The organism is Acinetobacter sp. 24-47-64, assembly GCF_057737055.1.
The window spans coordinates 833,266-854,122 of sequence record NZ_CM173215.1; the positions used below are offsets into that span (position 1 = coordinate 833,266).

Below are 20,857 nucleotides of genomic sequence, written 5' to 3' on the forward strand. Positions count from 1 at the left end.
ATGAAGTCTGAAGTCCAGCAAGGAAAAATTAAAATTTATCATGCCGATAAAGGTTTTGGTTTTATTGGTGGTGCAGGTGAGGATATTTTTTTCCACATTTCTGACTTTCCTGCAGATGAAGGTGAGCCAAAACGCAATGACCGAGTCAAATTTCAGGTTGTTGAAAATCAAGGTAAATTAAAAGCTGTCAAAATTCAACGTGTAGCTGACCAGTCAGCGAAAGCGAAGAAGTCTCGTGTGGCATCACATAATCAGGCGATTACCAGCGCATTATTATCAAGTTTTAAAAAATAAAAAGCAAAAAAAGCCCTGAATCATCAGGGCTTTTTTACATAACTAATCAATCATTTATGTCATGTGTAGATGTTATTTTAGATGATCAGCAATATCGGTAAAAATCACGCCTAAACCATATGCACCTGCATCAGGATAGCCTAAGCTACGATCCCCGACAGTACCTGCACGACCCATACGTGCAACAATCTCTTTGGTCGATTCAGCACCTTGAACAGCAGCTTGAGCACCTAAGATAAAGTTTTCCTTAAAGCTTTTGTCGGTGTTGGCTGACCATGAATCTGCGCATGGCACGAGCGCATCAATGAGAGTTTTATCTCCCACTACCGCGCCACGTCCAAATGAACGTTCACCTGTGGTTTGAATACCTTTTACTGCGGCTTGCAGCATATCGGCAAAATCTGCCACGCTTAACGTGGTTTTACCTTGAATGGCTTTACTTGCGGCACGAAATGCAGAACCCCAGATGGGACCTGATGCACCGCCACAATGTTCCATGATGATCATGGAGCTATTGAGTAAGAATTCATCCATCTGCTGTGCTTGGATCAAGCTTTGCCATTCTTTCTTGAGTTGTTTAAAGCCTTTAGCCACACTCATGCCGAAGTCACCATCGCCTGCGTGTGCGTCTAACTCACAAAATGGCACTTCATTTTTAATAATACAGGCAGCCATGACATCGACCACATAGCGCATGTTTTCAATGGTGAATTGCTCATTTTGAATTTCAGCATGTTCTGCTGCAGTTTCAACTTCGCTATTGCCTTGATGTTGGGTAGCCGTATCTTTTATCGCAAACTCAATGGCTAAAGCAGGTGAACCATCAAGTTTAAAGGCAGGGGTGTTAGCTTCTGCATCTAAGTATGTTTTGAGTTCATCATCCAATTCAAGTAATGAAATGGATGCACCATTCATGTCGATACTTGTCATGTAGTTGCCGACAAAGGTACGGTAAATTTTAATGCCCTTATGTGCAAGGTGTGCGCATACATCATGGTCAAACAGATACAGTTCTTGCATTGGGATAGAACCAAAGCCATTGATCAATACTGCAACTTCTTTCATGTCTGGACGATCTAAAAACAGGTCATCGACCATACGTTGTGCCAGTTCTTTTGCTGGCAAGATTTTTTCACGACGGATCCCCGGTTCACCATGAATACCCACGCCGTATTCCATTTCATCATCGGCAAGGGTGAAGGTTGGTGTGCCTTTAGCAGGAACAGTACATGAGCTATAGGCAAAACCTAAACTGATGACATTGTCAGCCGCTTTTTGAGCGACTGTTTTAACTTCACCTAATTCTAAGCCTTTAGATGCTGCTGCGCCTGCAATCTTATGAACAAAGATTGTGCCTGCGACACCACGACGTCCGACGGTATATAAACTATCTTTGACTGCAATATCATCTGCCACTTTGACGTAGTCGACCTTGATGCCATCTTCAGTTGCTAAAGCTGCACCGTTCTGGAAATTCATCATATCACCAGAATAGTTTTTGATGATCATCAGCACGCCTTTGTCAGTTGCGACGTGTTGTAGTGCTTTATAGACCTGAATTTGCGAAGGTGATGCAAAGACATCGCCACATACGGCTGCGTCTAACATGCCTTGACCGACAAAGCCCGCATGTGCAGGTTCGTGACCGCTACCGCCACCACTGATGAGAGCAACATTATTGTGTTTTTCTTTTCTTGAAATGATTTTGTGAGACTCAGTGAATGCAAGTTCTGGGTGTGCCAAGACAAAGCCTTTGCACATGTCGACAACCAAGTTTTCAGGGTGGTTGATGAGTTTTTTCATGGAAATATCAAACTTTTGGTAATTTCATTAATAAGTATTAATTATTCACTAAACTTGAAACATTTGCTGATCTAAAAATGTTAAAACGGATGATTAGAGGTTTGGTTGTTAGAAAAGGGGCGGTTTTTAATGTATATATTGGTGAAAAGAATCCCCCTAAATCCCCCTTTCTTGCGCTTCTACATAAAGCAGTGCTTAAGTCTCGCTCAGGGGGACTTGCGCGAATTTGATTGCGGTTTTAGATGCGTGAAATTTCCCTCTTTTCCCTTGCGCCATATATGGCTCAGGGGTAGGGGAGATTTTAAAAAGAGAATAAAAATGAAGCCCTACAATCAAAACTTAAAACAAGCCTCACGTGTTTTACGCAATAACATGACTGATGCTGAAAAGCTGTTATGGTCACGACTTCGCAATAAGCAAATTTTAGGTTTGCAGTTTTATCGCCAGAAACCTTTATTAAATTACATTGTGGATTTTTACTGTCCTGCTACCAATTTGGTGATTGAGTGTGATGGTAGTCAGCACTTTACGGTTGTAGGTTTAGAAGTAGATCGAATTCGAGATGAGCTTTAGCTCATCTTGGATTAAAGGTCTTGCGGTTAGATAATGGGCAGGTGATGGAGCAGATTGATGATGTGGTGGAAGTGGTTTATCGGTATTGTCTGAAACAATCCCCCTAAATCCCCCTTTGTTAAAGGGGGACTGCACGCGAATTTAATGACGGTAGCAGGTTCGTGGTGTTCCTCTTTTTTAAAGGGAAGGTAGGAGGGATTATATTTTCCCTTCATACAGCTTTTTTGCTTCGATAGCTTTGTCTAATTTTCTATGAATCAAGGATACAGTAGATAAAATATCTAAGGCATCTTGTTCATCTATATTCCATGTGATTTTTGGAGCATGGGCTGTAGTATTTCTGAATGTTCCAAATATACCTTTGAGTAAATGCATAAAACCATTTTGTTCACTTTGATGACTTGGTGTAGTTAAATTGTTTAAAGCTAAATAAGGGACTTTATTTTTATAAGCAAAAGCTTGGTCAACTAGTTCGGCTCCGTCATATGTGAGTTGAGTCTTAACTCGAATTTTTTCAGCGATACTTTTTGTAGCCTCGAATACGGCATGAAAATAATTATCTACTAATAGTTCTGCTTTGCAAAAGGTTAGAACATCAGGATGAATTTTTCTATCGGATAAAGATTTTCTTAAATTTTGAGCTCTTGCTTCAGCTTCACTGAAGGTATGAACTTTTTCAGCGTATCTGAGTTCGCCACTTTCAGCTAATTCAAAACCTTCGAAAGATAAAGCAAAATTTAACTGAGTTCGTATATGTTCAAACCATTCTTTTCTATTTATATGTCTTGAAGGGCGCATAACATGTTTAATGAAAGCTAAAATATTATTTGAACAACAGTCAATATTCTGCTTCATGCTAAGAGCTTCGTAGAGACGTTTCCATTTAGTTAGATTGGGTTGAATATCTTGAATATGACATTCTGTTAAATATTTTCCTATTTCAGTTCCAGAAAGCCCATCATTTGTTTCACCAAGAATTTTACAGATGGTTTCTAAGCTTCCTGAATCTAAAATTTTTATGTTAGACATATTTTAATTTTCTATTTTTTTGCTTGTATATATTTTAAGTAATTGTTTTATTTATATCAATTAATCTCTCTTATCATCCTTTTTAAAAGGTATCAGCTGTCACGTACTCAATTTGACACGCGAAATTCCCCTCTTTGAAAAAGAGGGGTTAGGGGAGATTAAAAACGAAAATCCCCTCACTTGACGGGATTTCCATTCCCTCCTTTATCAAAGGAGGTGAGAAGCATTTCTTCGTAAAGAGGATTCAAAATCAATTAAACAATCGAATCATCCAAATTCGGTGCTAACCAACGTTTCGCCTCATCCAATGTCCAACCTTTACGCTTCGCATAATCTTCCAACTGATCACCAGAGATTTTACCCACGTTAAAGTATTCCGTTTCAGGGCTTGCATAATAGAAACCGCTCACTGATGAAGGTGGCCACATTGCAAAGCTACTGGTTAAGTAAGTTCCGATCTTATCAGTCGTACCTAACCAATCAAACAGCGGCGCTTTTTCAGAATGTTCAGGACAAGCAGGGTAGCCCGGTGCAGGACGAATACCCACATACTTCTCTTTGATCAATTCTTCATTCGAAAGCTGTTCATCGGCTTGGTAGCCCCAAAACTCTTTACGAATACGTTGGTGCAAGTGTTCTGCAAATGCTTCTGCAAAACGGTCACCCAAGGCTTGAACCATAATCGCGTTATAGTCATCACCTTTAGCTTTATATTCTTGCGAAAGCTCTTCTGCACCAAAGATCGAAACGGTGAAACCACCTAAGTAGTCTTGCGCTACATCTTTTGGTGCAACAAAGTCAGCCAATGAGAAATTGGCTTTACCTGTGACTTTGTCAGACTGCTGACGAATATGCTCAAAGGTATGCGTCACATTGCCGTTTTCATCTGCAACAGCAACTGTATCGGCTGCAACACGGTTCGCAGGGTAAATGCTAAAGGTTGCACGCGCATCAAAGCGTTTATTTTCAATAATGTCTTTGAGCATCGCTTGTGCTTGTTCAAACAAATCACGTGCAGCTTCACCCACCACTTCATCTTCAAGGATTTTCGGGTATTTACCTGCCAAACTCCAAGAAATAAAGAATGGTGTCCAGTCGAAGTATTCAACCAACGTTTCTAAAGGATAGTTGGTGAATGTTTCAGAACCAATAAAGTTTGGTTTTACAGGTGCATGCTTTTCAAAGTCAATTTTGAAACCATTTTCAACGGATTCAGCATAAGACAGTTTTGCAGCTTTCGGTTGCTTATTCGCTAGACGTGTACGGATTTTTTCATAATCCGCTGCATAATCCGCTGCCAATTGCGGCTTCATATCAGCAGATAAAAGCTGTGTTGCAACACCCACCGCACGTGAAGCATCAGCCGTGTAGTACACACCATCATTGTGATATTGCGGCGCAATTTTCACGGCAGTATGCGCTTTCGATGTTGTTGCACCACCAATCATCAATGGAATGTTAAAACCTTTACGTTGCATTTCTTTGGCAACAAAGACCATTTCATCCAATGACGGTGTGATCAAACCTGATAAACCGATGATGTCAACTTTTTCATCAATCGCAGTTTGTAAGATTTTCTCACAAGGTACCATCACGCCAAGGTCAACGATGTCATAACCGTTACAGCCCAGTACCACGCCGACAATGTTTTTACCAATGTCATGTACGTCGCCTTTTACTGTTGCAAGCAAGATTTTACCTTTGGCTTCGCCTTGGGTTTTTTCTGCTTCAATGAACGGGTTCAACCAAGCCACAGCTTGTTTCATCACACGTGCAGATTTCACCACCTGAGGTAGGAACATTTTGCCGGCACCGAACAAGTCGCCAACCACGTTCATCCCTGCCATGAGTGGACCTTCGATCACATCAAGTGGACGAGCTGATTTTAAACGTGCTTCTTCGGTATCTTCATCAATATAAGTCGTAATACCTTTTACAAGCGCGTATTCAAGACGTTTTTCAACAGGTTCATTGCGCCATTCAAGGTTTTCTTCGGCTTTTTGCGCACCCGCTTGACCACGATATTTTTCCGCAACAGCGAGTAATTTTTCAGTCGCTTCTTGACCGCTTGCGCCTTGGTTACGGTTCAGCACCACATCTTCAACAGCTTCTTTCAGCTCAGCATCGATATCATCATAAATCGCAAGCTGACCTGCGTTGACGATACCCATGGTTAAGCCTTGTTGAATGCCGTGATATAAGAACACCGCATGAATCGCTTCACGAACAGGCTCATTCCCACGGAATGAGAACGATACGTTTGAGATCCCGCCTGACACCATGGCATTTGGCAGGTTTTGCTTAATCCAACCTGTTGCTTCAATGAAGTCCACGCCATAGTTGTTGTGTTCTTCAATACCTGTTGCGACCGCAAACACGTTTGGGTCAAAGATAATATCTTCAGAAGGGAAGCCCACTTCATTCACAAGCACATCATAAGAACGTTTACAGATTTCTTTTTTACGTTCAGCAGTATCCGCCTGACCATTTTCATCAAACGCCATGACAATGACTGCCGCACCGTACTGACGGCAGAGGCGAGCACGTTCTACAAACTCGTCATAACCTTCTTTTAAGGAAATCGAGTTAACAACTGCTTTACCTTGGACGCATTTCAAACCTGCTTCAATGATCTCCCATTTAGAAGAGTCAAGCATGATTGGCACACGTGAAATATCAGGCTCAGACGCGATCAGATTCAGGAAATGCACCATCGCTTCTTGCGAATCCAGCATCCCTTCATCCATGTTGATGTCGATGATTTGCGCACCGGCTTCAACTTGTTGACGTGCCACATCTAAAGCTTCGGTGAAGTTACCTTCTTTAATTAAACGAAGGAATTTTTTAGAACCTGTCACGTTGGTACGTTCACCGACGTTGACGAATAATGAATCTTTAGTGATGTTAAATGGCTCTAAACCACTTAAACGACATGCAGGTTCAATTTCAGGGATTTGACGCGGCGCAATACCTTCAACTGCTTGCGCAATCGCACGAATATGATCAGGCGTCGTACCACAACAACCACCGGTGATGTTGATCAAACCACTTTCAGCGAATTCTTTAATAAATGCTGCAGTTTCTTCAGGGGTTTCATCATAACCACCAAACGCATTTGGTAAGCCTGCGTTTGGATGCGCTGAAACAAAAGTATCCGCAACGTCAGACACGGTTTTGACGTGTGGACGCATCGCATCTGCACCCAGTGCACAGTTAAAGCCAATCGATAAAGGCTCAGCATGGCGCATTGAGTTCCAGAATGCTTCTGCGGTTTGACCTGTGAGTGTACGCCCAGATGCATCGGTAATGGTGCCCGAAATCATAATTGGCAGTTCGTAACCAATTTCTTTAAACACTTCTTTCACTGCAAAGATCGCAGCTTTCGCATTTAAAGTATCGAATACCGTTTCAATCAAGATGATATCTGCACCACCTTCAATCAACGCTTTAGTCGCTTCAATATAGTTAACTTTTAACTCATCAAAGGTGATGTTACGGAATGCCGGATCATTTACATTTGGTGAAATTGAAGTGGTACGTGACGTTGGTCCTAATACGCCCGCAACAAAACGTGGCTTTTCAGGTGTTGAGTATTTTTTGCATGCTTCTTTGGCAATTCGAGCTGCTTCACGGTTAATCTCAGGAACCAAGTCTTCCATATGGTAGTCAGACATTGAAACACGCGTTCCATTGAACGAGTTGGTTTCAATAATATCTGCACCAGCTTCAAGATAAGCTTCATGAATGCCTTGAATAATCTGTGGCTGAGTTAGAACCAATAAGTCGTTATTACCCTTAAGGTCGTAGGCCCAATCCTCAAAACGTTCACCACGGTAATCAGCTTCTTCCAATTTGTGGCGTTGGATCATGGTACCCATTGCACCATCAATAATCAGGATACGTTTGGCAAGAAGCGCTTTTAAGGTGGCGAGGGTAGACATCAAATGACTCTCACAAAAATCTGCACAAATAATGGTGCAATATTTTAGCAGAGTTACGTCCACTTTTCTGATAAATAAAAATTTATGAACCTATTCCCAAAAAATTAAGGATGAATTTCATCCATCGACTACGATGATCAACCTATCAAAACTGAAACTGTCTATATTTCATCATGTTGTCATAATCTAATGTAATAATAACTGCCGTTGTAACAAATGTGACAGTGATGTCATCTTTATTTCATCTATTTAATTACCGATTGAAATAAAGATTAAAGACGAGGCTTTTGTATTAACTATATGATTATTATTGATAAATTTTGAATATTGGTTGTTTTTAAAGTTTAATTTTCTTAAATAAGTGTCGTTTGGATGACTTATATGACAGCTCTTTGTCATATAATTGTAATAATTAAATTGAACAATAGAGGGGATATTTATCCTCTTTCTCTGCTTGCATGAATTCTAATCAAACTCCAGTTTCAGATTCAGCACAATCGTCAACGCCTATGCAGTCGACGAATGTTCACGTGCCAACGCCGAAATTCTTTATGCCAGTGTTCCTTACACTGATTGTTTCAACCTTGATTTACATTGGTTTTCAGTTGGCTGCTGATTTATCTCATGTGCCTGCTTTAAATCTTTATGCTGTGATCATGTTGGCCACGGCATTGTTTATCGCATTGGGTTTCGAGTTCGTTAACGGTTTCCATGACACGGCCAATGCTGTGGCAACGGTCATTTATACCAACGCTTTATCTGCACCTGTCGCTGTAATGTGGGCAGGCTTCTGTAACTTCCTTGGCGTAATGGTCGCAAGTGGTGCAGTTGCCTACGGTATTATCGCGCTATTGCCTGTTGAATTGATTATGAACGTCGGTTCAGGTGCTGGTTTTGCCATGGTCTTTGCCATGTTGATTGCCGCAATCGTATGGAACTTAGGAACTTGGTTCCTCGGTATCCCTGCTTCTAGCTCTCATACACTGATCGGTTCGATTTTAGGTGTGGGCATCATGAACTACATCTTAAACGCAGGTAATGGTGCGTCAGGTGTAGACATGGAACAGGTGATGAAAGTGGGTAAAGCACTTTTATTCTCACCATTAATCGGTTTTGCATTTGCGGCTGTATTGTTCTTATTGGTTAAAAAAATCTTTAAGAAACAAGTGGAATTATTCCAACCACCAGAAGGGAATAAACCGCCGCCGCCACTTATTCGTGCCATTTTGATTTTCACGTGTACCGGTGTAAGTTTTGCACACGGCTCAAATGATGGTCAAAAAGGTATGGGTCTGATTATGTTGATTCTGATCGGGATCGTGCCATTGGCATACTCTTTAAACAAGAGTCTAGATCAACAACATATCCAAACGTTTGGTCAGTTATCTGCTCAAACTGCTGATTTGATTTATCCAAATCACCAAGATATTCCAGATGAAAAAGCGCGTGAAATTATCACGTCATATATCCAAACCAAAGAAATCACGCCTGAAGTTGTGCCAGCTTTGGCAAGTTTAACGGATCATTTAGGTGAAAAAGTAGGAAGCTACACATCCATTAAAGATGTTCCTGAAGATCAAGTGGCTGAATTCCGTAATGATATGTACCTCAGCACGACTGCATTCAAGCGTTTAGATAAAGCAGAAGCTTTACCTGCCATGACTGAAGCGCAAGAAAAAACAGTGGACAATTACCGTGATAACTTAGATTCATTCCTTCAATACATTCCAACATGGGTGAAAGTTGCGACTGCATTGGCATTAGGTCTAGGGACGATGGTAGGCTGGAAACGTATTGTTGTTACCGTTGGTGAGCGTATTGGTAAACAACACATGACTTATGGTCAGGGGATGTCTGCAGAGTTAGTTGCAATGTCAACGATTGCTGCTGCTGATGGCTTTGGTATGCCAGTGTCAACAACACACGTTTTAAACTCTGCTGTAGCAGGTACGATGGTTGCGAATAAGTCGGGCTTAAACTTCCAAATGGTTCGCACAATCTTATCAGCGTGGATTTTCACACTGCCAGCAACAATCTGTTTATCAGGTGGTTTATTTTGGTTGTTCCTTCAGTTCACCTGATGGAATTCAATACTTAAAGACTAAAAAAGCGCTGAACAATCAGCGCTTTTTTTATGATCAATTGTTTATGACGCTTATTTTTGGAATTTAGACCAAAGTTTTTTCAAGGGGAGTTTTTCCTCAGCAAAACCATATAATGCGGCAAATGGTAGGGCGGTGCGTGCGAGATATGCTACACGCCATAATCCACCATGATTAGCACCATGCATGATTAAGTCTAATGGATGATTGAGGGCGATGTCAGGATTGGCAACCGACTGTGGGTTTCTCAAATCATGAATCCACAACGCAGCCATAATCGCATTGGTCGTCGCGGGTTCAAATGCTTCAACATCAAACAAATTGGCACCATTGAAAGCAGCTTTTAATAATGGGTTTTTGGTTACCGAATGTGTAGTGGTCGATGGAGCAATATTAATGCTGACACGTTGACCTTGTGACCGTGCTAACGTAGCGCGCCATTGTTGAATCCTTTTCGCCAACGCATAATTTGGACCTTGTTCAACCACAAGACAGTCGCAGATCCCATACTGTTTATCATGACATTGGAATAAGCGTTCTTCATTTTGTTTGAAAAAATAATCACGAGAGACAGTCGAAATACTCTTGGACAGAATATTTTCAAGTTTAGAGCGTGATTTAAACTTATCTAATCCAGCTTGAATCACTTCCTGTGGTACAGCGTAGACGTCAGTGGGCGTACACATATACATTAAACTGGTATTCGATTTTTGTTGGCTGACATGTTGCATAATGGCATCCATCGCCATAGAAACACGAACGTGCTTTTCGCCATCTAAATACGCAATCGCGGCAAGATCTAAGTCTCGATCAAACTGGGTGAGCCAATGTGCAATCTCAGGGGTATCTGTTAATAAGTTAACGCCTAAACGCTCTGCAGCTTCACGTATAGATGCAGATGAATCTATTGATTCGACACTTGGAGCGTATAAGGTCGCATTGCCTTGCAGAACAGTATTCAAAATCTTTGTCCATACTCGCTCATGATTTAAATCAAGCGCCACGATATTGGCTTTCCATTTCGCCAGCCAAGGTAAAGGTCCTGCTTCAGAAGCTGCACCAAACAGCACCATTGTTCGATCCGAAAGGTCAAACCACTCTGGATGCTGCACACACGCTTGTAGTGCCTGAGCATGTGATGCTTCTATAATACCTCGGTCTAACCAAAGTTGAATTTGGTCGAGTAGGGTTTGACCTTCTAAATTTTTACCCTGATAAGGTACAAACCATTGCGGCTCAGCAGTAGAGTTTCCTTGAAGTGTGTAGGTATTTAAATCTTTTGATTTAAGATTCATCACTTCATTCAATGCATGTGTATGTTGATCACGTTGAAAACTAAACTCTTCATAAGCTTGTTGAAGTCCATCTTGAGCGATGCGCAGCGCAGCTTCAGGTGATGAGAGCCCACATTCTACCAATCGTTTAAAATGAATCGGATAGGATTTGCGCCAATTCTTTTCATTGATAACTGCATCAGCGTATTCTGGCTGAATCTGTTGTAATGCCGCACTGACGATGCGTTGGCCTGATTTTGAACTGCTGGGTTTAGAGGACGTGTTAGAGGAAAATTGTAAACCATCAGGTTGATTAGACATGCAAAAAATCTCAAAAAAAAATGAATAAATTCGCGGATGCCTACATTATCCTGACAAAATTAATGATCTAGGTGGCATTAATTACCAGATATTGATTGAATTATTACGAGATATTTCTAAAAAAAGGAAGCCGAAGACTTCCTTTATAAACAAAATCAATTATTTAGTATTTTTTATACCATTGATCAATTCTTCTAACATAAATGCAGTGTTATCTAAGCCAGCGCCCGTTAAATACCAGGCATCGGCATCAACAAAGATGACACGATTCTCTTTGATTGCTTGACTATTCTTGAGTAATGGATGTGATTGAATATGTTGTTTCGCAGCATAGTTTTGCGTGTTTACAGCACCACGGTCTAACACAATGATGAAATCAGGATTTTGTTTTATTGCTTGTGCTAGACGCTCTAAATTGCGTTGCGCGGCAGCAAGAGCTTCTGGTGAGTTTGGAGCAGGTCGAGTACTTGAGGCTTGAGGTGCTGCAGTCGGCACCACTGACTTTAAGCCAGAAATATCATAGGCAAATCCAAATCTTTCATTCTTTGCATGCGGTATAAAATTATCACCCATGGCAAAAAGCATCAGGCTGGATTTACCTTTAGTAAGTTGTTTAAGTTGTGCTTGAAGGGCATAGACATGATCTAATTTAGATTGTGCGAATTGTTCCTTATTAAACATTTTTGCTAAAAAAAGTGTGCGATTTTTCAGGTCTTGATTGAAGTTTTGAGTATCAGGCCAGAGGTTGATTGCAGGTGCAATTTTTTTGACCTCATTTAATTTTGCAGCAGAACGCCCGCCGACAATGATGAGATCTGGCTTTTGTTCTTTTAATAAGGTTTGGTTGGGTTCAAATAAAGATCCAGCTTTTACATATTGTTTGTCAGTAAATTTTTTCAAAGCACCAACAAAAGTAGTTTCGGGTACGATTGATGCTTGAATACCTAAAGCATTCAGTGTATCCAACGTGGATAGTTCGTAAACAGCCAGCTTCTGTGGTGTATTTTGAAGTTGAATAGTTTGATCTTGATAAGTGAATTGAACAGGTTGAGCATATGAAACAAAGGCGCTGAATGAAAGAATGAGTGCCAATGGAAGTTTAATGTAAGTCATATCAATACCTCGAGGTTTGATAAAAGCTTAACATGAATATATAAATGATAATCATTATCATTTTTGAGTTTGTGTTTTTGATTTATTTAACAGCATCAATTTTGAATTTAAGGGTATTTGTGCGGAGTGTTTTAACCCTCCGCAATGATCAAAGGATTAGAAAGGTAGTTGAAGCAACTTGCTGAAGAAATGTGGAATAATTTGAGGTTCAATCAATATCGTAACTACGACACCGTAGGCTGCACCCCATAAATGTGCGCTGTGGTTGATGTTACTGTTTCCACGTTTACCTGACCAAATACTATAAGCAACATAAAGCACGGCAAAAATAATGGCTGGAACTGGAATAAAGAAGACAAATATCAGTTTCCATGGCTGAAATAAAATATAAGCAAACAAGACTGCTGACACTGCTCCAGAAGCCCCTAGACTTGCCCAGCGGTGATCATTTTTATGTTTTAAATAGCTTGGAATAATTGCCGCGATTAAACCGCCTAAATAGAACAGAACAAATCCGAGTTCATATAAGTATTGTCGATAAAAACTTTCAATTACACTTCCAAAGAAAAAGAGTGTGATCATATTGAACAGTAGATGTGTTCCATCTGCATGTATAAAACCATGCGTGATAAATCGATCGTATTGACCTTTCTGCATGGCTGGAGGCCAAAAAATCAAACGATTCATAATATTTTGATTGGAAAATGCAACCAGTGAAATGGCAACCGTAATTAAAACGATGGTGACAGTATGATTAAAAGGTAAATCAAGCATATGGATAAGATTGAATAAATTGCTTTAATTCTGTTCATCATGCCATTTTTTTAAATTTAATTGTTATTAATATAATAATTCTGACAAATTTAGTTGAATTTTAAATATTATCCCCGATCTTCAGTTAAAATAGAGTCTTCAGCTTGAGGAAAAATTGTTATGTCGACTGAGAACACCAGCACTGCAGTTGCTGAAGAAATTCCAAATTTATTAATTACACCAACTGCGCAAGAGTATTTGTTTGAACTTTTAGAGAAGCAAAATACTCCTGGTATCGCGGTACGTGTTTTCGTAGAACATCCGGGTACACCACGTGCTGAATGCTGCATGGCGTATAGTGCACCAGATGAAGTCGTTCCAACCGACTATAAACAAGAATATCCAAAATTTGCTGCATATATTGATACACCATCAATCCCATACTTATTGGATGCAGTGATTGATTACAACAAAGATCGCTTTGGTGGTCAGTTGACTTTCCGTGCACCTAACTCGAAAGTGCCACGTGTAGGTCCAGATGCATCGATTGAAGAACGTATAACCTATGTATTACAGTCAGAAATTAACCCTGGTTTAGCAGGGCATGGTGGAAGCTGTGCATTGGTTGAAGTGGTTGAAGATGCTGAGCATGGTTTAACAGCGGTCTTGAAATTTGGTGGTGGCTGTCAAGGGTGTTCAGCAATTGATGTGACACTTAAACAAGGTGTTGAAGTTACGCTAAAACAGCATATCCCAGAGTTACAACGTGTTGTGGACCAGACAGACCACAGCCAATCAGAAGGCGCTTATATGAAATAAGTTGCCTTTAAATTTACAAAAGTTGATTTGAAAAGCTCCCATTAAAAGGGGGCTTTTTTTTATGAAAACTGAACAAAATGAGTAATATCAATAAAATTGAAATGTAAAAACAAAACTATAAATGAGAATAGTTATCATAATCTATTGCAAAGTGATTATCATTTGTTACAATGCGACACAATTCGAACAAGATCTCTCCACACATTCTTTGGTAATTACACAATGCAAAAGACATTTTTAAAATCTAAGTTAGCGTTTGCTGTCTTAACCACCATGTCGGTTTCAAGTTTTGCACAAGAGCAAATTGGTCAAGATACTAATGCAAAACAAGATACAACTAAGTTAAAAACAATTGTCGTAACTTCAGCGAGTGGTTATGAGCAAAATATAGCGGATGCTGCTGCTACTATTTCAGTGATTACTGCCGAAGAATTAGAAAAAAAATCTTATAGTGATGTAACTGATGCATTGAAAAATGTTCCAGGTGTATTTGTACAAGGCGGTGGAACGAACCAGACGATCTCCATTCGGGGTATGGGATCAGCTTATACCCTATTTTTAGTAGATGGACGTCCAATGAATGATGGTAGTCTTTTAACAACAAATGGGGGGGTTCAAGGAGCATCAGTAAACTTCTTACCGCCAATAGAATCGATTGAACGTATTGAAGTGATTCGAGGCCCGTCATCCTCTCTATATGGTTCTGATGCAATGGGTGGTGTAATTAACATCATTACTAAAAAGCATCAAGATCGTTTGACTGCAAGTATTCGAACAGAATATATCAAAGCTGGTAAATCGAATGACGTTAACAACGACGCAACCAATACCAGCTTGTATGTAAATGCACCATTAATTGATAAGCTTCTTTCGGTTCAAGTTACAGCTGGTCTTCAAAAGATTGAAGAAAGTTCATTACAAAAAAATACTGCCGAAACAGGTGAGAGTGAACCAGATTTTCAAAAAACAAATCTAGGTACAAAGTTTGTTTTTACACCAGATGAAAAAAACACACTCACTGCTGAATATGTAAGAACTCAACAAGAGCGTACACACAACCCAGGTAAAAGTTATACCCAGTATGTTTCAGTAACGGGTCCTAAAGTTGATATTGATGGTAAAGATTTCGTTCTATCTAATGGAAATTATTATCCAGCATATAATACGAATAATCGTAATGATGATGGTGAGCTAATCTATCGTTCAGATGTCGTACCGAATACAGGGACTTACTCAGAATTAGAAAAAAATAATTTTAGCCTTACTCATGATGGTGAGTACGACAATCTAAAACTCACTTCTTACTTGCAATATGATAAAGATAAAAATAATGCAATTACAGGGCGTACTGTGGGTAAAGTTCAAAATCCAGGGGGGATTTTATTTGAGACTATCACAGCCAATACCCAAGGAACGTACTTTTTCGAAGATCATAGTCTGACCATTGGCGGGCGATATTTAAAAGAAAATCTTGAGGATGGTACAAGTAACCAAAATGCAGCGATGGCTGGTAAAGTCACTAAAATGGATCGATATCAATGGTCTATTTTTGCAGAAGATACTTGGAATGTCAGTGATAAGTTAGCACTAACCTTAAGTGGTCGTTTCGATGAAAATGAGTTTTTTGGTGATAATTTCAGTCCAAAGGCATATGCAGTTTATAAAGCTACAGACAACGTGACTTTAAAAGGAGGTGTAATTTCAGGCTATAAAGCGCCGAGCTTACGTAATTCTTCTCCAGATTACATGCTGAACTCAATGGGCGGGGCAATTATGCCAAACCCAAATTTAAAGCCAGAAACCAGTTTAACGTATGAAACAGGTTTTGCATTCACTCATCCTGAATTGGGTTTATCTGCAAGTCTTATGGTCTATCAAACTGACTTTAACGATAAAATTACTCGATCTGGTCGTTTAGATGGTAGTCGACTTCCCCCAAAAAATGACGGTGAGCCGCCTTACACTCAATCTGAAATTAATCATTTCGTTGATAGCAGTGCTTTCTATCAGTCCAACCCTAATCTGCCATATAACGCAAATGGTTATACACTCAACTATAACATTGATAAGGCCGAAATTAGAGGGCTTGAACTGACCACAGATTACAACATTACAGATTACTTAAAATATAGACACTCTTATACATTCACAGATAGTGAGCAAAAATCTGGACAGTATGAAGGTAAACCATTGAATAATTTGCCTAAACATATGTTTAATGCAGGCTTGGATTGGGACTTTAATGATCAATTGTATTTATGGACTCAATTGAATTATCGTGGCAAAACAGTGGGTGATACCGATGGAGATAAAACACCAGCTTATACATTTGTAGATGTTGGAGCTGTGTATAAGTATAGTGACCAATTCCAGCTATCTACTGGTGTATATAATGTTGCAAACAAAAATGTACTGAAAGATGGAAATGATTGGGTGCTTGATGGTCGACGTTACAGCTTTGCCTTGAATTATAAGTTTTAATGTCTTGTGCTTGGAGTGAGAGCGAGAATCTCACTCCAAGCTTTGAATAGTCGAGTTTAGAAGGAAAATAATGAAGCGCGTCGATGGCTATGTGGTTGACACCATCTATCCTATGTTTTTTTATCCAGAGATGCAGCCAATTTGGCTGAGTACAATCAGCCAATTTCAAGGTTATATAGCGCCAGATATATCTCAAAATTTTCGATATTTAGAGTTAGGTTGTGGTTGTGGTCTTAACTTGATTGTGGCAGCAATTGCAAATCCGCACGCTGAGTTTGTCGGAGTGGATTTTAATGACAAACACATACAACGAGCTACAGAGCTTGCTCAATCCTTACAGTTAAGCAATATAAGATTCTTAAATATAGACTTTGAAAAATTTAACAAAAATAATAATGAAGTGTTTGATTTCATTGTCTGTCATGGAGTGTATTCTTGGGTTTCTGAACACAATCAATATTTTATTAGGCAGATTCTAGATAAATCTTTAAAGGACCAAGGGCTATTCTATTTACACTATATGTGCTTTCCTGGATCCGCTACTTTACAGCCTATTCAAAAAATCTTTAACTTGGTTGATAAAAATACGTCTCAGCAATCTGCTCAAAGTATTGAATTGTCTACAGCACTAGTGAGTGAATTAAATCGGAGAGGCGCTTTTATTGGATATGACAAAATACAAGGAATTGTGAATACATTAAAAAATGATACCAATTATCTCGCTCACGAACTTTTAACTAATTATTGGCAACCCCTTTATAGTGTAGATGTACATGAGATTTTAAAGATCGAAGCTGATCTATCATATATTGGGAGTGCAGTTCCAACTGAAAACTTAGATTCGCTTAGCATTCCAATCGACTTGCAACAGTTGATATCAGATGTGAATATTTCGAATACAAAAGAGTATCTAAAAGATATTGCTCGGGATTCAAAGCAGCGTATGGATTTGTTTCAAAAAAAATCAGTGAATTACCGTTTTGAAGACCATTTAGGAATTTTACATAAGATTAGATTAGATCTTATTCTTAACAATGAGCGATTGGATAATATTAATTTAAAAACATCAATTGGCCCAATTCAAGCTCCGAAGGAGGTGATCAGTGCAATTATTGAAAGTTTAAGAACAGGTTCTAAAACTTTTCAACAGTTACATCACCTTCCTTGTTTTCAGCAAAATTTAAAACTACTTGTTGAGAGTATATTTTTATTGATGAATTGCCATTATATCTACCCTATAAGCGAGCATAGAAAATCAAAGGACCTACGTAAAATAGAACGTCTCAATTCATTGCTGAGTGAGCATCAAATTGAGATTCAAATACCGACGACATATTTCTAATAAACCGCTCTAAGGAGCGGTTTTCTAATTAAGATGTGAGAATACTTAGTGCTGGTTCAGAATAGTAGAATTTTTCAAGATATACACGTGCACGGTGTTTAAGGTGTTCACTAGAAATCATATGCTTGATTACGGGGCAGAGTAGAGCACTTAATTCATTTTGAACAAGGCTTTCGTTGATATTGATATCTTGCATGATCAGATCAAAAGAGCGGTCTTGATTATGGCAATACCAAGTGTAAATACCATCGTGTACTTGTTGCTTTAGATATTCAGTTTGACGGAGGTTGTCCCAAATATCATGTCCCATTGCCACAGTATTTGGTAGATCATTGATTTCAACATAGTTTTTAACAGCAGAGAGTGGGACTTGCTTTATTTTGTGCCAAAGATTGGCTTGAAAGTGGTATAGCTTATTATCATCAAAGTGTTGGTTAATCACTTGTTCGCTAATTTGACTGATCTTGATAATATTTTTTTGAAGATAATGTTTGACCGTATCATCAAGATTTGAATCAGTGACACTTTCAAGAACTGATTTCCCCATTTTCATAAAGCGGCCGACACCGGGTACTTTTTTATTCATCACTGAATTATCAATATAATCCTGAATAGAATGATGGATTAACTCGGTGAGCATACTCGAAAATGCGGGATTGTTCACAATACGTTTAATTAGAGCTTGGCGGTGAGCACTTTTAGATGAAATATAAAGTGCAATTCGATCAATGGTGTGAACCGAGATAATATCTTCGATTTGAGTCGTTTCATTAAGCGGGTGAACCAACGCAAATCGAATATGCTCCGCAATCTGTTGAACGAGAGAATCAGTTGCAGGTGTATTTAGAATTTGTTTTTGAAGCAGTGCACTAATCACCTCGAAAGACCAAATTTGCTTTAAAGGTTGTTTTCGAAACCATTGATAAAAATATAAAAATTCATTTTCAATGGTGTCATCTTGAGAAAATTCATGATCAAGAAATGCCAAATGTGCCTCAATCAACTGTTCGATTTTAGGATTTTTTTCCATGAAAATTCTCAATATCCTTAATTTGACGATGACGTTTTAACGGCATTCATCTTATTTAAAAAACTTAAGTAATGTTGCGCCACAAGATCAGGTGTTTCTACGATAGGTGTATGACCAATTTGATCTAATAGAATAGGGGGATGTGCTTTTTTTAAGGCGGTCCCTAATTCATGTGCAACTTCAACATTTACTATCTGATCTTGTTTTCCCCACAAAATCAATGTTTCAACCTCAATATTTTTTAACAATTGAGCAAATGATTCAACGGTGTACTGTTGATTAAGTTTAACAAGCTGATGAATCAACTCAGATGTATCCGCCGCGCGTTGAATAAGTGCTTGCTCTTGTTGTTTCTTGATTAAACTGGGTACGAAGGGAGCTTTATGCATGACTCTCCTAGAAACATAATTCAAGTCTCCAGGTTGTGAGATTAAAAGCTGCTTTAAATAAATTGGGTTATTGAGGAAGAATGTTTTGTTACTTCTGAATAATCCACCGGCACTGATCAGAAATAAACTTTTCATTTCTTGAGGATATTTAGCAGCATACATCAGTCCGATTGATCCACCGACAGAGTGACCCGCTAGATTAAGCTGGTTTTCAATGCGTAATGCTTCTGCAAAACGACGTAACTGTTCAGTCAGATGAGGAAGTGATAAGTCAAATCCCTTTGGTGTTAACGTTTGTCCACTTCCAGGCAAGTCAACAATAATGACACGATGTTGCTGTGTGAGATTCCGAGCTACATGATTCCAACTGTCTCGATTCATGCCTATACCATGAATTAGCAATAAGGCAGGTCGATCAGCAGGACCACCTTCGCTATAAGACCACACAACATCTCCGACGCGAATCGTTTTAGTGGATAGTCCTGCCCAAGCACGTTCTTCATTTAAAACTTTTTGATAGTCGATAAATTCAACAGTATTTGCTCGAGTAGATGAGATACCGAGGCTGAGCATTAACGCGAGAAAAATGGAAAATAAATGTTGATGCTTCAATGTGGGTAAAGGAAGATGAACAAACATGCAGGTGAAATCCCTTAAAACAGGGCGACATTATAATCAAGTGACTTTTATAAAGTAGTAGTTAAAAGTAAAAAAATAAATCCTATTTTTGTGATAATTGGATCTCGATTTAAATAAGTTTTGCTTCATAAACATAGATTTGAGCATTGAGTTAGGTGCAAAAGTGTTTCAGTAAGGAATGATCATAATCATCAGATTTGAAGAAATTGAAGATATTTTTAGCAATTAACAAAAATTGTAACAGAGTTTAAATTTTGTCAGTGACAATCAAAAAGCACAGTATTAAAATTACCTCAAACCTTGATAAACCATGGATACAAGATGCTAACTGCACAAGAAGCTTTAGAACGTTTAAAAATTGGTAATCAACGTTTTGTTGAAGGTCAAACCAAGCATCAACGATTATTGACGCATCATGAGCGTGCTCAGATGGCTGAAACTCAAGAGCCATTTGCGATTGTATTAGGATGTTCTGATTCACGTGTTCCAGCTGAAATGGTTTTTGATCAGGGCTTAGGTGATTTATTTGTTATTCGTGTAGCAGGCAATATCGTAGCTCCATCTCAAGTTGGAAGTGTGGAGTTTGCAGCCGAAAGTTTTAACTGTCCTTTAGTGATTGTATTGGGTCATACACATTGCGGCGCAATCGACTCAACGATTGAAGCATTACGTAATCCTCAACAACCGCCATCTGTTAATTTGATGTCTATTGTCAATCGCGTACGTCCATCAGTCGAAATTTTAATGCAAACTGAGTTAAAAGATGATTTGAAAAAGCTTTCAGTACACGCGGTTCGCTCAAATGTTTTTGCTTCAGTTAACCAGTTGCGCCATGGTTCTGCGGTGTTGGAAAACTTGATTGCACAAGGTAAATTAAAAGTTGTAGGTGCAGAATACTCACTTGAAACAGGTGAAGTTACATTCTTTGACTTCTAATATCAGCATTTTAAAAAA

General features: G+C 39.1%; 14 protein-coding genes and 1 pseudogene. 7 read left to right on the forward strand and 8 right to left on the reverse strand.

Annotation, left to right across the window (positions count from 1 at the left end):
* Window positions 1-294, forward strand: a complete 294-nt coding sequence (locus AC1M85_RS04030; RefSeq protein WP_481586536.1) for a cold shock domain-containing protein — start codon at window positions 1-3, stop codon at window positions 292-294.
* 72 nt (window positions 295-366) lie between these two features.
* Here AC1M85_RS04030 and dhaK read toward each other — a convergent pair whose 3' ends face one another.
* The gene (dhaK, locus tag AC1M85_RS04035) at window positions 367-2,097 is read right to left on the reverse strand and encodes a dihydroxyacetone kinase subunit DhaK (RefSeq protein WP_488213598.1); all 1,731 of its coding nucleotides are present in this window, start codon (window positions 2,095-2,097) and stop codon (window positions 367-369) included.
* Window positions 2,098-2,415: 318 nt separating this feature from the next.
* Between dhaK and AC1M85_RS04040 the strand changes: the two are divergent.
* Window positions 2,416-2,777: pseudogene (locus AC1M85_RS04040) on the forward strand (endonuclease domain-containing protein).
* A 91-nt stretch (window positions 2,778-2,868) separates the two neighbouring features.
* On the opposite strand, the gene AC1M85_RS04045 reads toward AC1M85_RS04040, so the two are convergent.
* Entirely contained in the window at window positions 2,869-3,699 is an 831-nt protein-coding gene (locus tag AC1M85_RS04045; RefSeq protein WP_488213599.1) for a TIGR02391 family protein, read from the reverse strand.
* Window positions 3,700-3,953: 254 nt separating this feature from the next.
* On the reverse strand, window positions 3,954-7,640 hold the full coding sequence (gene metH / locus AC1M85_RS04050) for a methionine synthase (protein WP_488213600.1): 3,687 nt from the start codon (window positions 7,638-7,640) through the stop codon (window positions 3,954-3,956).
* A 458-nt stretch (window positions 7,641-8,098) separates the two neighbouring features.
* On the opposite strand from metH, the gene AC1M85_RS04055 reads away from it, so the two are divergent.
* Window positions 8,099-9,721 carry an inorganic phosphate transporter gene (locus AC1M85_RS04055; protein WP_035269616.1) on the forward strand — a complete coding sequence of 541 codons (1,623 nt, stop codon included), beginning with the start codon at window positions 8,099-8,101 and terminating at the stop codon, window positions 9,719-9,721.
* 74 nt (window positions 9,722-9,795) lie between these two features.
* On the opposite strand, the gene AC1M85_RS04060 is transcribed toward AC1M85_RS04055, so the two are convergent.
* The 3 genes from AC1M85_RS04060 to AC1M85_RS04070 all read right to left on the reverse strand — a co-directional run bounded on the left by AC1M85_RS04060 (window position 9,796) and on the right by AC1M85_RS04070 (window position 13,224).
* The gene (locus tag AC1M85_RS04060) at window positions 9,796-11,337 is read right to left on the reverse strand and encodes a hypothetical protein (protein ID WP_488213601.1); all 1,542 of its coding nucleotides are present in this window, start codon (window positions 11,335-11,337) and stop codon (window positions 9,796-9,798) included.
* A 159-nt stretch (window positions 11,338-11,496) separates the two neighbouring features.
* Entirely contained in the window at window positions 11,497-12,450 is a 954-nt protein-coding gene (locus AC1M85_RS04065; protein WP_488213602.1) for an ABC transporter substrate-binding protein, read from the reverse strand.
* Window positions 12,451-12,606: 156 nt separating this feature from the next.
* A complete protein-coding gene (locus AC1M85_RS04070; RefSeq protein ID WP_179997692.1) occupies window positions 12,607-13,224 on the reverse strand; it encodes a rhomboid family intramembrane serine protease in 618 nt (205 codons plus the stop codon).
* Window positions 13,225-13,383: 159 nt separating this feature from the next.
* Here AC1M85_RS04070 and nfuA point away from each other — a divergent pair, with 159 nt between their 5' ends.
* From nfuA to AC1M85_RS04085, 3 genes are all read left to right on the forward strand, one after another.
* Entirely contained in the window at window positions 13,384-14,022 is a 639-nt protein-coding gene (gene nfuA / locus AC1M85_RS04075) for a Fe-S biogenesis protein NfuA (RefSeq protein WP_481591928.1), read from the forward strand.
* 222 nt (window positions 14,023-14,244) lie between these two features.
* The gene (locus AC1M85_RS04080) at window positions 14,245-16,503 is read left to right on the forward strand and encodes a TonB-dependent receptor domain-containing protein (RefSeq protein WP_488213603.1); all 2,259 of its coding nucleotides are present in this window, start codon (window positions 14,245-14,247) and stop codon (window positions 16,501-16,503) included.
* Between the two features lie 91 nt (window positions 16,504-16,594).
* A complete protein-coding gene (locus AC1M85_RS04085; RefSeq protein WP_488213604.1) occupies window positions 16,595-17,845 on the forward strand; it encodes a class I SAM-dependent methyltransferase in 1,251 nt (416 codons plus the stop codon).
* Window positions 17,846-17,873: 28 nt separating this feature from the next.
* Here AC1M85_RS04085 and AC1M85_RS04090 read toward each other — a convergent pair whose 3' ends face one another.
* Together AC1M85_RS04090 and AC1M85_RS04095 are read right to left on the reverse strand one after the other, a co-directional pair.
* Entirely contained in the window at window positions 17,874-18,875 is a 1,002-nt protein-coding gene (locus tag AC1M85_RS04090) for a hypothetical protein (RefSeq protein ID WP_488213605.1), read from the reverse strand.
* A gap of 17 nt (window positions 18,876-18,892) precedes the next feature.
* Entirely contained in the window at window positions 18,893-19,903 is a 1,011-nt protein-coding gene (locus AC1M85_RS04095) for an alpha/beta fold hydrolase (RefSeq protein WP_488213606.1), read from the reverse strand.
* A gap of 321 nt (window positions 19,904-20,224) precedes the next feature.
* Here AC1M85_RS04095 and AC1M85_RS04100 point away from each other — a divergent pair, with 321 nt between their 5' ends.
* The gene (locus tag AC1M85_RS04100) at window positions 20,225-20,839 is read left to right on the forward strand and encodes a carbonic anhydrase (protein ID WP_035266649.1); all 615 of its coding nucleotides are present in this window, start codon (window positions 20,225-20,227) and stop codon (window positions 20,837-20,839) included.
* Window positions 20,840-20,857: the final 18 nt, after the last annotated feature.